The sequence below is a fragment of the Halorussus lipolyticus genome (assembly GCF_029338375.1).
Taxonomy (GTDB): Archaea; Halobacteriota; Halobacteria; order Halobacteriales; family Haladaptataceae; genus Halorussus; species Halorussus lipolyticus.
In genome coordinates, this window is sequence record NZ_CP119807.1 from 11415 (window position 1) to 27448 (window position 16034).

10 protein-coding genes and 1 pseudogene are annotated in these 16034 nt (G+C 56.0%); 5 read left to right on the top strand and 6 right to left on the bottom strand.

The window, feature by feature from the left end; all coding sequences use genetic code 11:
* Positions 1–381: 381 nt before the first annotated feature.
* The 5 genes from P2T57_RS19490 to P2T57_RS19510 form a co-directional block, all read right to left on the bottom strand.
* Positions 382–1104, bottom strand: a complete 723-nt coding sequence (locus P2T57_RS19490) for a hypothetical protein (RefSeq protein ID WP_276302643.1) — start codon at positions 1102–1104, stop codon at positions 382–384.
* Positions 1085–2323 carry a hypothetical protein gene (locus P2T57_RS19495; protein ID WP_276302644.1) on the bottom strand — a complete coding sequence of 413 codons (1239 nt, stop codon included), beginning with the start codon at positions 2321–2323 and terminating at the stop codon, positions 1085–1087. Before P2T57_RS19495 ends, P2T57_RS19490 begins: the two co-directional genes overlap by 20 nt.
* A 29-nt stretch (positions 2324–2352) precedes the next feature.
* Positions 2353–2865 (bottom strand): hypothetical protein, encoded by a 513-nt coding sequence (locus P2T57_RS19500; RefSeq protein WP_276302645.1) that lies wholly within the window; start codon positions 2863–2865, stop codon positions 2353–2355.
* Positions 2866–2966: 101 nt separating this feature from the next.
* On the bottom strand, positions 2967–3599 hold the full coding sequence (locus P2T57_RS19505; RefSeq protein ID WP_276302646.1) for a hypothetical protein: 633 nt from the start codon (positions 3597–3599) through the stop codon (positions 2967–2969).
* 1 nt (position 3600) lies between these two features.
* The gene (locus tag P2T57_RS19510; RefSeq protein WP_276302647.1) at positions 3601–9612 is read right to left on the bottom strand and encodes a proline-rich domain-containing protein; all 6012 of its coding nucleotides are present in this window, start codon (positions 9610–9612) and stop codon (positions 3601–3603) included.
* A gap of 1213 nt (positions 9613–10825) precedes the next feature.
* Here P2T57_RS19510 and P2T57_RS20400 point away from each other — a divergent pair.
* Positions 10826–11053 carry a tetratricopeptide repeat protein gene (locus P2T57_RS20400; RefSeq protein ID WP_420028568.1) on the top strand — a complete coding sequence of 76 codons (228 nt, stop codon included), beginning with the start codon at positions 10826–10828 and terminating at the stop codon, positions 11051–11053.
* A gap of 214 nt (positions 11054–11267) precedes the next feature.
* On the top strand, positions 11268–11570 hold the full coding sequence (locus P2T57_RS19515) for a hypothetical protein (protein ID WP_276302648.1): 303 nt from the start codon (positions 11268–11270) through the stop codon (positions 11568–11570).
* A 168-nt stretch (positions 11571–11738) separates the two neighbouring features.
* Here P2T57_RS19515 and P2T57_RS19520 read toward each other — a convergent pair.
* A pseudogene (locus P2T57_RS19520) lies at positions 11739–12197 on the bottom strand (IS1096 element passenger TnpR family protein); the annotation flags it as partial.
* Positions 12198–12481: 284 nt separating this feature from the next.
* On the opposite strand from P2T57_RS19520, the gene cas6 reads away from it, so the two are divergent.
* Genes cas6 through P2T57_RS19535 form a run of 3 tightly spaced genes read left to right on the top strand, consistent with a single transcriptional unit; the run spans position 12482 to position 16033 of the window.
* Complete coding sequence (gene cas6 / locus P2T57_RS19525) at positions 12482–13213, top strand: CRISPR-associated endoribonuclease Cas6 (protein WP_276302650.1); 732 nt, start codon at positions 12482–12484, stop codon at positions 13211–13213.
* Positions 13210–15084: a hypothetical protein gene (locus tag P2T57_RS19530; RefSeq protein ID WP_276302651.1), complete on the top strand. Its 1875-nt coding sequence runs from the start codon at positions 13210–13212 to the stop codon at positions 15082–15084. The genes cas6 and P2T57_RS19530 overlap by 4 nt, the downstream gene beginning before the upstream one ends.
* A gap of 13 nt (positions 15085–15097) precedes the next feature.
* The gene (locus P2T57_RS19535; protein WP_276302652.1) at positions 15098–16033 is read left to right on the top strand and encodes a DevR family CRISPR-associated autoregulator; all 936 of its coding nucleotides are present in this window, start codon (positions 15098–15100) and stop codon (positions 16031–16033) included.
* Position 16034: the final 1 nt, after the last annotated feature.

Genomic DNA, 16034 nt, shown 5'->3' on the forward strand with positions numbered 1-16034 from the left:
CCGAGGAGTACCTTGATTGGATGGTAGACCATGGGGAGCGATTCGCCGAGACGTTCGATGAGCCGCTAGAGGAGGCCCTGATAACTAGCTTCAACGAATAGGGACCTCAGCGACACCACCCTTATTCTGTGGTTGCCGTAGGATACATCGTCCCCCCGACCGAATACCTTGATGTACGTCGCCCGGTCAGATGTCTTCTAATTAGAGCGCATCAATGTCTGAATCAAAGGGACGAAGTAGTGTCCTATGCGATATTATGAGGCTTGAGTACGCCACGTATGTCCCCCACATTTACTACAGTGCCTGTAATAATAAATTTGTACAGCCATTTTAGTCGGATAGAGAGTATGGGATGAGTAAGTTTCTTCATGGTTAAACGAGTTAAATATCAAGAAAGCTCGCTATCTCGTCTGCTTCTTGTTTATACGAAAGTGGAGAATTAGTAGTTACAAGTAATATATAGTTCTTTGTGATTTTTTCCACCTTCCAAGCAGGGGCAGAAAGAAGCTTTTCTTCGCCCACTTGGGATATCATTTCGCTAGTGAACAGATTAATCCAAAAGATTCCGGGAATCCGTCCATCATCTAGCGCTTGTTGTGCAATGCTCTCCCCGCTATTACGTTCGCCATAAAGCGAACCAAATGCGTACTTTGGTTTCAAATATTTTATTAAGCGACACACAAGATCCAGAAACCATAATACTCGATCTATCGGAGTAGACCCTCCTTTACCGTGGTCTTTGAATTGGGATGACCAGATTTTGAGGGATATATGATTAGTCGCAGGAAACACCGAGGTGTCTAAATTCACTTCAACATCTACTCGGATATCTTCATACCATAGTTCTAAACCGCCTTTCTGAGCAGAAGCGATCCTGTTGAAAGCCTGTTCTGTATTAATTATCTGTGTAGGGTCCTTAAAGTCTGGAGGCTGATATTTACAGGTATCTTCTTGACCATCTTGTTGTGTAGAACAACCTATCTCTAGATAGCAGTTAAGTAGATTCTCAAGAGGTTTTTTTCCAATACCTCTGTCAAAAAGAAACCAAACCTCAATCATGTCATCAATTACAGAAACACTCATCTCAGGCTTTATCGAGGTCATCCTTAATCTTGATTTCTATGCTCACACCGTATTCTTCTTTCGCTTTTTCTTCCATCCCTTCTAAGAATTCTGTTTTTCTTTTATCCCCCACATGTAATTCTCTTACCATGTATGTTATTGTATTCCCATCCATGGATTTATAGCTAGTACTCGCTCCTATTTTCTTTTTTACATCTTTGAATTGGCTCACACCTAATTGATCCCATTCTTTGTCTTTGATTTCAATAACACCACCATTATTAAGCACTATATCTAGCTCGCCTTTTTCACCAGAACTACCAACCTTAGCACTCAGTCGATCAATTCGGTCCGTTCCGACTTCAACAGCAACCCTTGCTTCGTACATAGGACCGCCTACGTCATCTTGTCTGGCAATATCTTGAACTATGCTTTCAGATCCACTTTCATGTCTAATAGAGATATAATCGGTAGCAAACTGCTCAATCTTTCCAACAGAAACATCTCCTTCTGAGAGTTCTTGAGCGAGATTACTTCGCGCCTCTCGCGAATACTCGGTGTTTATTTCTAATATCTTTTCAAGACGACTATTCCTAATTCTAACGATTAAATTAACTCCCTCGCCGCCAGCGTCTTCCAACAGTCGTGTCGCTTCTGTTCTCTTGGCAGATTCTAGTGAATCAAAGCGCTGGATGGCTTTTTGAGCATCATCCGTGGAAACCTCAAGAGTGTCAGACCGCCATGCTTCGACAATGGCGTCCTGAGCATCGTTGTCGATTTTGACCAGTCGCTCGAACGCATTAGAGTCAAGCTTGACAGCTAATCTAAGTCCTGCTGGCCCGGTTTCAGCAACAAACCGTTCTGCGGCCGTCTCACTCACGCTTGTATCATCGATTTTCTTGTAGAACGGGCCAAGCCCCACATCGGCTTGACCAACTGCTTCCGCGTAGTCTTGGAGTTCCTCCTCACTGAGTTGATTACAGCCATCGCCGGCCCGCCTGAATGTCCCGATGCTACACGTCTTTCGGAACATCCGCTGGATACTCTCGCTGTCCATCCGGCGTAACGTATCAGCCCCATCCTTGCCATTTCGTGCGAGGAATCGCGTCATCCGCTTTTGCTCAGCCCCCGATAAGTCGGCGGTATCGACCTCAGCCTGTCGCTGCAGTTTCCACAACCGATAGGCGGCTCCCGCCGATTTCGCCCGCCGGAGAACCGGCCCGGAAGCCTTCCCGCCAGCACGTGCCAGTCCTGTCGCCACGCGAGCTTTCCCGCGGTCGTAGGGTGCTTTCACCCGCATCGCCGTCTTGCCCGCTTTCGTCGACTTGGCGAAGTCGGTGATTGTATCGGCGTACTTCGAGGTTTTGGCGCTTTGGTGGCCTGCGCGCCGACGAGTGCTTTGGCGATGAACGCGACGGTGTAGCCTGCCCACCAGTTGTACCGGAAGTCGTCGTAGAGCGCCGTCCCCTTCTCGTAGGGATTGTTAGTCTCCTGTTTGTTCTGCAAGTTCTCGCCCATCGCCTCGATCATCATCGAGACGATGCCGAGTCCCGACTCATCCACCAGTTCGATGAGTTCCCCGAGGCTCTCGACAAAGCCTAACGGGTCTCGAACGAACGACAGCAACGACTTGACGGTGCCGCCCACGCCAGCTGAGAATCCGGAGAATCGGCCGAGTTTCCGGGCGACCGGCGAAAGATAGATGTTGTCGGCGTCGAGTTCGCCGGCGAGTCGCCCGAGCGCGTTCGCCCGCCGAATCGCGGTTTTCGTTTTGGTATTGCCATGGCTGTCGGTCGCCGACACATCCACATTCGCGCCTGCGAATTCGTCGCCAGCGAGTTCGAGGCTATCTTGACGGTCTATGTGATGTCACGGTCGAACCTAATTGAAGGGATATAAGCCGGTTAGCTGTCGCGGTTAAATTCCGCAGATGCAAGGAAGTCGGCAGTTATCGGTGGCTCCCAACCGCCTTCGGTCCATGGTTCCGCAGAGGGGATAACGACGATACGGCCATCGTCAAGTTCGGCGGTATACCATGGTGAGGGAGTACCCAATCCGTCAACGACACCCAAATCATCCAGGATTGCTTTTGTATACACGCCAATGTATGGAACATCCTCAACGGAATCGGTGACCTGGGCGGTTTCTGGGCGTACTGACACACCCGGTGTTATAAACACCGGAGCATAGTCTGCATTGAGCGCACTTGCAACTCGACAAACCAACTCGAAAATCACGTCCATGCGACGTTGGTAAGTTGCGTCCTCGGACACGTACGACGGGTCAATTCTCTTCCCAAGCCCGATACTGAGTGGGGGTTCAGCTGGGTCTCGGTCGTTGTTCAGGTTAAATTTAAGATTAAGATCCCACCCGTTAAACGGGACATTTATATTGTGGAATTGGACGCCATCAACTTCTGACTGTCTCTCGGCGACATTTTCGGTCTCGAATCCGATGCTATTGCAGATATCAAGAGTCGTTTCGATGATAGCGTCCGGCATATCAGATGTGTAGAATGCTGCAACTGTCGTCGGCATATCAGAGATTTATTTCATCGTAGGTACTAATCTCTATCGTAATATCCGAGTCCATTCCTTTTGAGCTGAGGCGGCTTCTTACACGGCTAGGAACATCCTTGAGAGAGTTTTTATATTGCTCGTAGAATGATTCCGTAGTCACCACGACGATTTCATCTTCGCCAGCGGCTGCCTGAGCTACCAATTTATTTACTAGACCATCTATTTCTTCATCTACGAGGAATGGACTATATCCATCAGGATCATAATGCTTCGATTCGATTGCAGGAGATTCAAGTATTTTGCCATCGACCTCAACGGACTCTGTACTATAGACGTCTACTTCACTATCGTCATTTTCGAGATTATCTGGCACTTTTGATTTAGGGATCCGGCGACCGATTTCCACGTCCTCTGGGTCAATATTACTGTTGTCTATCAAATCATCGGTGATTTGACTTTCGCCAGCGATTTGACCATAGCCTTGTTCAGGCTTTCCGAAATAGCTCCCGACAAGGTCGTCGTATCCGTCAATGTCTTCGCCAGCTAGTGAGCCGAGTGTTTTCATGACGTCGTTACGGTCACTACCGGGCCCGACATCAACATCTTCACCTGCCTGTATTGCTTTGGAGAGTTTCTGTATATCTTCTTGCTCAATTCCGTCAACACGCCATATCTTAAACACGGCCTGTAGCGCATCATTATCAGTATCAACCGCTCGTGTCAATCGAACCGCCGTAGGGCCGTTTTCTGCGATGAACTCCTGAATTTCATCTACCTCGACCTCATCTGAGGTCTTCCGTTCGACAGTAGACAGGTACTCGCCGATATCATCCCCAGCAATGCCCGACTCTATGATCACGTTCTCGAAATCACGCTGTTCGGCCGGGGAGAGCTTAGTACAGTCATCGCCACCGGCACGCCGGAACGTGCTGACGGTAGCACATGGCTTTCCAAATAGTGCCTTAATATCATCGCGGTCCATCTCCTGCACCTTTGCCGCCCCATCCTCACCATGACGCGCAAGGAAGGTACTCAGTCGGTTGCGCTCCGTCTCTGAGAGATCCTGTACGTCTACGTCGGCTTTCCGTTGCAACTTCCACAACCGATAGGTTGCCCCAGCAGATTTTGCCCGCCGAAGAACCGGCCCGGCGGCCTTCCCGCCTGCCTGCGCCAGTCCCGTTGCTACTCGCGCTTTCCCGCGGTCGTAGGGCGCTTTTATCCGCATTGCGGTCTTCCCGGCACGCGTGGCCTTCGCAAAGTCCTCCATCTTCTTGACGTACTTCGTACTTCTGACGGCCTTTGTTGCGGAACCACCGTAGAGAGCCTTCGTAATAAACGCAATCGAGTACCCTGCGTACCACACACGTCGGTACTCCCCGTAACTCTCAGTTCCTTCTGCATACGGATTATTTGTTTTTTGCTTATTTTGAAGGCTAGAAACGAACGCATCAATAAACATGTCGAGTAGACCAGATTTGTCGAGTAGAGCGATGAGCTTAGCGAAGCCCTCGACAAATCCTAATGGATTCTCGGCAAATTGAAGGATGGATTGAATACTGCTTCCGATACTAGCTTGGAAGCCGGAACAAGCACCATAACCCCTCACCACCGAATTATTGAAATGATTATATTTCCCAGTCCAGCGTTTGGCAGTCTGGCCGCACTCGTTTGAACGACGGACCGCAGTAACAGATTCTTTATTCCCATGGGTGTCAGTCGCCGAGACTTTGATTTCGATGCCACTTAGACGACCGCCATCTACCGAAAGCCGGTCAGGTGTAGTAGTGAACGACCCATCGTGTCGACTAAATAGGTCGTCAGGCGATGCTCGATACCGTGTTTTGCCGTTCTTCGTGACTTTTGTTTTCTTGACACCACCGCCGTCGAAAACGAAGTACTCAACGACATACTTGAGTTCACCAGAACTATAATTAGCGATGGTACCGTATCGCTTGAGTCGAATGTCCGGGCCACGGTAGTCGTGGAGCGTGGGGTCCTGACCGATTGCCTGCTCGCGGCCGTCAAGGCGACCATCGCCGTCGCTATCCGGGTCACGTGGATTAGTCTTGTACAGCCACTCTTGACGGTCGTTCAGTCCGTCGTCGTCGGTGTCGTACTTTAGCGGGTCACTGTCGACCGTCTTGGTAGTGAGATGCTCTTGCTTGTCCGACGGCCATTGCCCGTTGAGGTACTTGCGCGAGGCGTCCGGGTCTCGCGTGACCGCCATCTGGAAAGTTCCGCGGACCTCTTGACGGTCGGTCAGGCCGTCGTGGTCGGTGTCCCGCACCGTCGGATTACTGATGAGTTTCGTGTACTCGTGGCCGTGGACTTTCGTGCGCTCGCCGATTTCGTAGCTATCCGAGAGGCCGTCGCCGTCGGTGTCGGCGAGATACGGGTCGGTGTCGAGACACTGGCCAGAGCCGTCGCGCAGTCCGCAACTCGGGCGCTCGATGGCGTCATAAATCGTGTCCCCGTCGGTGTCGTACCCGATTTTCAGCGCGTCGATCTCGAAGGTCGCCCGCCCGACCGTCTCGACTTTGACCGTGACCTCCTCGCCCGCGAACTGGGTGAGGTCGCGCTCGACCGCCTCGAAATCACCGTGGGCGTCGCCCTCCCCGCCGGGCAGAATCCCGTACAGACGCGAGGTCGTGTTGCGACCGCTGATTTGCTTCCGGTCCTCGCCGTAGACTTCGATGCGTTCGCCGTCGGGGCCGATGACGACGAGTTGGGCGACCGACCGCTTGCTGATGGCCTCGGCTTTAGCGATGGTGCCGAGGGTGATCGTCTCGGCGTTGCGTAACGTGACGTTGCGTTCGAGGCTGGATTCGCGGGGACAGCCGTCGGGCTTCCAGCCGGGGAACTCCGGGCAGTCGTCGTAGAAGTTGCGGGTGTCGTCGCCGTCGTCGTCGATGGGACAACCGTCCGGCCCCATCCCCGGATCGTCGGGGCAATCGTCGTCGTAGTCGTTGTAATCGTCGTCGTCCGAGTAAATCGCACACCCGTCGTCGCCGAGACCGGGCGTGTTCTCGCACTCGTCGTAATAATTGATCGTGCCGTCGTCGTCGCTATCGGTCGGACAGCCGTCGCCTTCGCCGACATCGTTGTCGCAGTCGTCATGCCAGTCTCTGATGCCGTCGCTGTCGCTGTGCTTTTCACACCCGTTGTATTTTTCGCCGGGTTTGTCAGGGCAGTCGTCGTTCCGGTCGTAGACATCGTCACCGTCGGAGTCAACACGGGGGTCTTTGGTCGTGACCTCCTCTTTTTCGGTCGTAGTTGGCTCCTCAGTCGGTTCGCAATTATCAAACGACTGAAGGCACCTCTCGTTACTCGAAACTGTTCCTGTCGTAGTCGGCGGAGTATCAGACGTAGTAGTGGTCGTCTCGTCTCCGTCGGACGTCTCGTCGTCTTTCGGAATCGTCCAGTTACGCTCGGTGAGCCGGTCAACTGACCCGACGACCGCGGTCGAATCTGTCTCGTTGCTCTCGTCGCGCTTGGTCGCGCTTACGAGCGAGGCCTCGACGGTCTCGGCCGTCTCCATCGAGACGTTGCCGTCTTGTCGCCACTGGTCGAGGTCGCTGAAGTTGTCCGAACTCGACCACTTCGTGGGGAGCGGTTCGTCGAATTTCGCCTCCCACTGCTCGGTCGAGAGGACGGTGTACGTCGAGAAGTGCGGGGTTTCGGCCGTGACCGTATCGTTGCGGGTATCGACCGTCGAGTTGTTGACAGGGACCAGCGTCTGGAGCGTCTCGTTGTAGCGGTACGCGCCGAGATTCGACTCGTTAGCGTTGCCGACCCGCGACTCGTTGTACGGGATGGTGATGTTCGCCGTCGAGAAGTTCGCTCCGGCCTCAAAGTCGTAGGCGGGCGACGCGCTGACGTTCTGGACGCTGTCGGTCTGCACCAGCGGCTCGGTGCTGTTGTTGATTGAGAGCGTCGCGGCGGCGTTGCCTTCGCCTGTGATATTGACCGAAACGCCGGTTTTCGAATCGGTCTTGCTGGTCGAGAACGTCTCGTTACCGTCCAGCACGCCGTCCCCGTCGGTATCGTTGTCCAGCGGGTCGGTGCCGACCTCGTACTCGTCGGGATCAATCAATCCGTCGCTGTCGGTGTCGGGTGCGAGCGGGTCGGTGCCGTTCGCTACCTCTGCGGAGTCGTTCAGGCCGTCGAGGTCGGTGTCTGCTCGAACAGGGTTCGTACTCGCGTTCTGCTCGCGGAGGTTCGACAGCGTGTCGTTGTCGAGGTCCTCGGCGGCGTCCGAGACCGAATCGTTGTCGGTGTCGTTGCTGGCGGGGTCGAGGCCTTGGAACCGAAGTTCGAAGCCGTCCTGCAGGCGGTCGCCGTCGGTGTCGTTGTCCAGCGGGTCGAGGCCGAAGCGGTACGCTTCGTAGACGGTTTCGCCGTCGCTGTCGAGGTCCTCTGCTCCGTCGCTGATGTTGTTCTCGGACTCGTTCTGTGCGGTTTGGGTCGCATTACTGTCAGGGTCCAGTGGGTCGGTGCCGACGACGGTCTCCTCGTAGGTGTCGGGGAGGCCGTCACCGTCGAGGCGGAGAACATCCCGGCCAGTCGTCGCGTTCGCGTCGGGATAGTCGGGTGCCCAGCGCCGGTTCGGGTCGGTCGCATGGACCTCGATGGTGTTGATTTGCTGAGTGAGGGTGAGATTCGTCTGGAAGGTGGCGACCGCGCCGGGGGTGGTTTCGGGCGTGGCGTTCACGTCGAGCGCGAGCGTGCGGTTCGCGCCGTTCAGTGAGACGACCGCGGTGAGTTCGTGGCTCCGCACGTCGAAGACCCGGCCGCGGACCGCGTGAGTGATGTTCCCTTCGTGAGGCAAGTCCCCGCGGCTGGTGATAGTGACGTTCGGGGTGGTGGCGAGGTCTAGTACGTCGAGCGCCCGCTGGGCGTGAATCCACGCAACGCGGTACTGGCTGATGGCGGTATAGTGCTGGCTACGGTTCCGGAAGCGTTCGGCGCGCTCGACCGCCGCCTTCGCCGCGCTGATGTTCTCCTCGACTGCGGACTCGTCGAACGAGACGTTGCGCTCGCGGAGGACCTCACGGACGCGCTCGGCGTCAGCGATGGCGGTCGTGGCAAGTTGTTCGTCGGAGCGAACGAGGAGTTTCGTGACGTTCGGCGCGAAGTGCGGTGGGGTGCTGGCCTCCTTGTCGTGTTCGAACAGGGTGGCCGAGGAGGTCCGATTGGCGTCGATGACGTACTCTAGCGACTTGTTGAGGGCTTTGAGTGCGGCGGTGCGGTGGCGTTGGGCGGACCGGCCGGGACCGAAGAAGTCGGCTTGCTGGAGTGCGGCGATGGCGGCCAGCCGGTAGTCGGCGGCCGAGGCGTTGTCGTGGATGGTGACGTTGACCGAGGCGTTCGCTAACGGCTTGCTCTTGTTGGCGAGCGCCGAGCGATTGTGCGCGACGCTCGGCGGCGTCTCCGGGTTCTGCGCCCACTCCGGCGGTCCGCGGTCTTCGGGCGGCCCGGCGTCTTCGGGTGGACCGCCGCCGCCGCGGTCCTCGGGCGGGCCTCGGTCTTCGGGCGGTCCGCGGTCCTCAGGCGGGCCGGTCGTCTTGTTCCCCGGTGGGCCGGGGTCTTCCGGTGGACCAGTCGTTTTGTTACCGGGCGGACCGGGCTCCTCGGGCGGGCCGCTGGTCTTGTTTCCGGGCGGTCCTTCGGTTCCGTTTCCGGGGGGACCACCGGTCTCGTTGCCGGGTGGGTCTTGGGTCGTCTTTTGTGTGGTCGTCGGCGGGCCGCCCGGCGGCGTGGTTGTCGTTTCGGGCGGCGTCGGTGTTGCAGTCGTCTGTGTAGTGGTTTTCCCACCGCCGTTGCCGTTCCCCTTTCCGTTTCCGTTCCCATTGCCGAGTATCGACGGGAGGAGTTCGACGTCGGCGAGTGAGTCGAGGAGCGCGTCGGCGAGCGAATTGTCGGAGTCAGACTGCGATGGTGGTTCGAGGGCGGCGGTAGCGGGCGTCAGCGTCGCCGTCACAATGAGGATAGAGAACGTGACAGCGAGGACGCGCTGCGTGCGACGGTCCATTGATTGCCTCCGAGTAGAAATTCCCTTTTGAAAGAATTTTCGATATGGCTAGTAATTAATTGAAGTGGTATATTTGGGTAGTACAAGATGCAAATCCAACAGGCGGTACAGTTAGTTAAGCAATGTCATCCGTCAATCCGAATTCAGAGCTGAATTGCGTACTCCCTACAGGGTTCGACAAACTAGACTTTCCATTATACCTGTTCTGGCGTTATACCTTGGGTTTCCTTTGGACCAGAACACAGGTATAATCACGACAGCAACCGATTCTAAGCAACACAGAGAAGTTTGAAACTCTTCTCAAGACGTTAGAACTGTTGGAAAACGAATCACCTCCTGCAAAAGTCCTGGAGGTTGGCGTCTTAGGCCTTCATACCTCCGAAACACCTTCCAAAGACGACTTCTATCGTGAAAAAGTGCTGGAACCCTCGTGAAACCATTTCTTAGCGTTTGAAAGTGCTGTTCCGTCTAAAACAGACGGTCCCCCGTGAAAGGAGTACTAGAAATCCTATGAAACACTTCTAGAGGCCCTGATACCGCTATTCCATCCATTTAGTAGTACGTGATCTATGACGGAAGGTGCTGGATGTGCTGGAAAGCGGCTTACTCGAACAGCAGTGTGCGAGAGAGGCAAATCGAGTTTCTGAGATCGTCCTCGGCTCACTCACCGGAGAACACATCGGCAACCTAATCCTGGGATTCCTCGAGTGGTCTGCTCGTTCGGCCCACAGGACCTTGCCCGTCTGGCCCCAGAAGACACTCGCCGTTCACTCGCGGCCTGAGCCATCTCTCATCTTCTGCATATGGCCCCTTTCCTTTGGACGAAAAAATCCATATGCAGACCCCGTGTACAAGATGAAATCTACGTAGGAGAATTATCGTCGGTTCTAAGCGTATAAAATTGGGTACGAATTCGATTTCGAGAATCATAAATTCGCTAATTGGCCACGAACAGATAGGAGAGATGCTGAAACACGGGAACAGTATACTAAAATAAACTTACTGTTTAATTGTGTGCGAATGCGTCTATCTGGCTTGTCGGAATTCGGTGTGAAAGCTGGACGAAGTGGCCATGGATTGGCAAAAGAAGCTCTGAAACGGAGAACAAGAGTATCCGCGTGGACCGACTGTTGGTCGGACACGAAGCGAAATCGGCTGAAATGGCTATGGATGGGCGCGAGAGGCGCTCAATTCTACCCTGCTCAAGGATGAACTGGACGCGCCAGAAAAAGCCGTCAACCACTACGAGCAAGCTATCGACAGTGACCCAGAGTATATTAACGCGCACAATAACTACGCAGTCCTTCTCAAAGACGAATTAGGCATGCCGGAGGAGGCCGCCGACCACCTCAAAGCTACTCTTAACGTGTGGTTTTCGTCGGGCGACTCAGCATCGCTCCAGCATGCGCTCGAACGTGTGCCACTATTCGTAGACCTGTGAGCGGTGCGACCGCGCCGACTGCGCGGTCGAATACTGTGAACGCGCGCTCGACCTGCTCGATACGGCCACTTCCCCACAATTACAGCAATTCGAGGCCCACATTCGGGAAGCGTATGCACAATGCTCGGCACGCAAAGCAACCGAGAGACTCCCAGAACTCTACTGGTATGGACTCAATGCACTCCGAGACCGTGAACCGAGCCCTGCCTCCGACTTGCTCACCGATGCGTGGAACCTCCGAACCGAAATTGACGACGACGCAAGCCACTATCTCGCAGTCGTAGCGGGGGTCTGGTGTGTTGCACTCCCAACCACCGACATCGACGCCGAGGCCGTCAAGCAGGCAGTCGAGACCGTGGACACCTCGCGCTCGCCGGTCGTCTCGGCACTCGTGACTGTCTTGTTAACCGACGAGACGCCGCCGGTCCCGATGCAGGTCCGCCAGAACCACTTGCTTACCGACGACCGGCACCGTCACGAACTCGCCGCGTGGAAGTCGCTTCTTCAACTTGGCTAACCGGCCTCCTCCATCCGAAGCCACCGAGTAGCAACTACTTTCCTTCGTCTCTGGATGCACCGGCTGATTCTGGGATTGTTACAGACTCGTGTATCGAGGTATCTGACTTGTATCCAGATATCTAAAAGAAATATATAGAATTCTTTAGCAAATAGAAATCTATCTATAGTCGGACGGAGCGTACTGGTCAACTGGGTCGCCTTTCTCGGCGACGACCTCCGGTTGTGTATCGCTGGGTTCGTCGTCGAGGAGTTCCTTGAGAATGGCGTAGAAACGCCACTCGTCGCCATAATCAAAGAGATAGCAGAAACGGTCGCGTTCTTCGAGGCCCAGTCGCTGAGCCATCTCTCCGACTGTCGCCTCTCCAGCGTCGTAGACCTCCTCGTTGGGTTGTAGCAAGCCACTGCTCGGCATATCCTCAAATGCGTCGGGCGACTCGTATCGCACGTCGCTCCGCCAGTAGTCTTGGTCAGTCCCGATGAACCAGAGATGGGATTGGTCGAGACCGACGGTACGGTTGATACTCGTCTGAAACTCCGTGAGTGGGCGCTCCTCGCCGACAACGATGTCACGCCAGAGTGACCGCGGGTCGGGTTCGAGTTTGACGCGGAAGCGGTATGCAGTCATGCGTTGCTCTCTCCTCCAATAGTGATGTTCGAGAAGCCAGTTGTGCCGTGTTTAAATGGTGCGGTTTCGATGGCGGTGCGGCCGAATACGTCTCGGACGGTGTGCTGACTCACGCGAGATCCCCTGTCAGGGGTACCAGTACCAGCGCGTAAAGCGTTCGGGTGACTACTAACGGGCGTGTTCCGGGTTTCTTCGTAGAGAGTGGCTTTCCAAACTCGACATATCCATTCTATGTTCAATAGAGTTATACTACAGGACAGGGAAACAGTCTGCGTGGCATAGGAATGCGATTATACATTTACGCTGATAGCGGGACACAGCCGCGCTTCCACATTCCGTGGAACTCGCATCTCTCGTTCCAGTCGTTCATTTATGATGCTGTCAACGAGTACGCACCAGAGTACGCGGCAAAGCTCCATCAGGACCAGCACGCACCCCCGTTCAGTTTTAGCGAGTTCATTCAGACCGACGCCTACGACGTGACCGACGACGGTCTTCTCTGTGAAGGCGGCTACTGGGTCGTGAACTCGCCGGACAGCGAACTTCTTACCGCCTGTGCGAACTACGCACAAGCACATGAGGAACTCACGCTCGGACACACGACCGTTCCCGTAACCGGGGTCGAGGTAGACGACGTGCGACCTATCGAGGGGAAAGCACGCTACAAGACGCTCAGTCCGCTCGCGGTGAGCGAACCGAACGGCGACCACGACACGCCGACCGAGTGGTATCGACCCGACGACGGGATGTGGTACGCTCGCGTCTGCCAGAACGTCCGCGACCGCATCCTATCGCAGGACGACGACGCTGACCCGGAGTTCGTCATCGACAAGCTTCATTGGACCGACGGGAAACTCCTACAAGTCGGTCCGGGCGCAAAGATTCCTTGCGCTCGGGTTGAATTTACGCTTACCTGTGACAAGAAAACGAGTCGATTCATCCAAGAGGAGGGACTCGGCGAGAAGACGGGCATGGGCTTCGGTGCGGTCGCCCCCGTCGAGGAGGACATCGCGTGACGGCGACTCCAGACGCCGACCCCGATAGCGACGAGTGGGAGCTGTTCCGGTACAGTAACGACCCATTCGTCAACGAGGGTGCGGTCGAACTCGGACGGCGACTCGCTACCGCAGGGGTGGCCCGTATCGACCAGCGAACGGTCGTGGCGACAGTACCGCCCAAGCAAGTCCTACCGAAGCTACGCGCGGAACTGTTCGGGTCCGAGGGCGTAATTACGAACACGCACCGCCGAACCAGTCGTGCGTACCACGTCAACGCCCTCGCTACCGGGACACTCCCGACAGAGGACAGTGACGACGTGGACCCGGACTGGCTCGGCGACACCGAGAGCGCGCCGACTGTCCCCGCCCCGACCGAGCCATTTCCCGGTAGTGACGACGACGCAACGGTGTTTCCCGACGATGACCTGAGCGACGACTCGCTCGAATCGGTTGGTCTCGACACAGATGAGATCGACCGCGACGGCGACAGTGCCTACAGACTTCACCCGGCGTATATGGGGGCACCGACGGCATCGAGTTTCGAGTTAGTTCTCGATCGGGCGAATCGGTACTTCGACACGCTCGAAGATGTACTCACGGGCGACCACGAGACTGTTTCAGACGATACCTCGTGTATGTCCTGTGGGTCGTCGCTTCCAAACTGGACGTGGGACCTTGAAGAGTACGACAAGAAGAAACTCGAATACGGCCAGAGTTTCACGCCGATGGCAACGAAGTCCGGGCGACTCTCACCGCTCGGACAGAAGTCCAGCCAGAGTAGTTATTTCCGTGGTCGCTGTCCGGCCTGTCTCTTGGCAGGGTTCTACTACCTCATCATGCCGAGGAAACCGGTCGCTAGCGCCGATGGATCGGGCGTATACCGAATCTTTGCCGTGCAAGGTGACTTCGAGACCATCGCGGCGGTCCGTCGGGCTTACGAGCAGACAGCGGGACTCTCCGATCTCGCCACGCCGACAGGCGGTGGGACAGTCCGACTCTCGTCATTTCCGGTCAAGTCGGCTATCGGGGAGGTGCAGGCGGTCGCGTTCTTCGCCGCACTACTCCGCGCGCTGTCCGAGGACGCTACGACCGACGAACAAGCCCTGTTCGGGAGTCTCGGTTCCGAAGCGAAGAACTCACCACCGTCACTCTCCGCCGCGATTTCCGTTCGGAGTTCCCCGAGCAAAGGTGGACGGGCAGTTCGCGGCCTCACCGGATTCGACGAAGCGCCGGTAACGACGGACCTCTACGACCGTCTCCGCGAGCAAACACGAGAGACTGCGGACGGCCCCGAGTCGTACGCGCCGTTCGGCGATGTCCTCTCGTGGTACATCCAGTTCCAGAACCCGAACACCGACACCGAAATCGCGGTCGATGCAAAACGCGACCTCGCGCAGGGTATCCTCGACGGCAATCTTGCGATGCTCGAACGCGGACTGTTCGGGCTTGCCAAGCAACTCGCTGGCGATGCCCAAGCCCCCTATTCGATGCCTATCGGGCGACACCAACACTACTTCCATCAGATTATGACCGAGATGGCAACCCAAATCGACGACGACACGAGAGACAGTATCAAGAACGCTGGTCGGTCCGTCGGCCAGATGTTCGCCGAACGGGACGACCTGAGCGTGCTTCAGTCGTTTCGTCACGCGAACTCGCCAGACCAGTTCCTGTCCGCCTTCGAGAAGGCGAGCATGGGCGCGGTCAAAAAGAGTCACGACCCAGAGGAGGTAGCCGCCCACAGTACGTGGATTGCGAACTCGACGGTCGAGGACCTCATCGGTGCAATCAGCGACGAGGAGACCTTCGAGGCCGCCAAGCAGATGTTCGTGATTCACGCCTCCCTCTCGGCGCACTACCAGAACAGCACGGCAACTGACGACGACTAACGGAGTACACACGATGACACAATCAGCACTCGGAATGGCGTATCTGACCCACGCACAACTCGGCAACCACAACGCAGGCGAAGGCAGTAAGCAACTCTCGGACCTGAAGATGTACGGCAACCGGCCCTACATCTCCGGGCAAGCATATCGGCACGCGATTAGAGAAGCCATACAGGACTCTGCCGAGGAGAATGTCGAATGTACCCCGCAGGACGCCTGTGGCGACCTCGAAAACTGCCTCCTCTGCGACATCTTCGGGTACATGAACATGGACCTCGACGAACCGACGCCCGAGAAGCGTGTCTCACCACTTCGGGTCACGCCGCTCGTCGGTCAGTACGACGCCGACGTGACGACCGACATGATTCTCCAGTACGCACCGGGTGGGTCACGGAAGAAAGACGACGATGACGATGGGAACGCCGAGGAGAACAAAATCGGCTATCGAGAACTCACCGATAACGTCTACAAGGGTGCGTGGATGCTCGACTGCGACAGTATCGGCCAGCGCGAGCGTGAAGGCTTCGACGACGACAACGAGCCCGGACACCGGTACGAACGCGACCTCGATACTGTGGTCGAAGACAGACCCGAGCGCGTTCAGATACTCCTCGACGGCCTCAAGAACGCCTCTGGATTGGCCGGACAAGCCCGACACATGGCTGACTTCATGCCCGACGTAGTGGTTGCGACCGCGAACGATACCTACTCTCAGCGGGTCACGAACACGCTCCATATCGAGGACGGCGAACTCAACATTCCCGCGTTCGAGTCGGTGGTCGAGGACCTCACCCACGATGGCGGAGATGTCTGGGTCGCCGGAACTCACAACCCGACCGTGATGGACAACTGGGATGCGTTCTTCGACGCCGCTGAGGCAGACGAGAACGTCACGGTCTGTGACTCGGTGAGTGATTGCTACGACAAACTCGCGGCCACGCTCGACTAAG

Excerpts from the sequence above, each read along its gene's own strand:
- P2T57_RS19490 (WP_276302643.1), bottom strand. The coding sequence starts at position 1,104 with ATGACCTCGATAAAGCCTGAGATGAGTGTTTCTGTAATTGATGACATG.
- P2T57_RS19505 (WP_276302646.1), bottom strand. The coding sequence starts at position 3,599 with ATGCCGACGACAGTTGCAGCATTCTACACATCTGATATGCCGGACGCT.
- P2T57_RS19510 (WP_276302647.1), bottom strand. The coding sequence starts at position 9,612 with ATGGACCGTCGCACGCAGCGCGTCCTCGCTGTCACGTTCTCTATCCTC.
- cas6 (WP_276302650.1), top strand. The coding sequence starts at position 12,482 with ATGCGATTATACATTTACGCTGATAGCGGGACACAGCCGCGCTTCCAC.
- P2T57_RS19535 (WP_276302652.1), top strand. The coding sequence starts at position 15,098 with ATGACACAATCAGCACTCGGAATGGCGTATCTGACCCACGCACAACTC.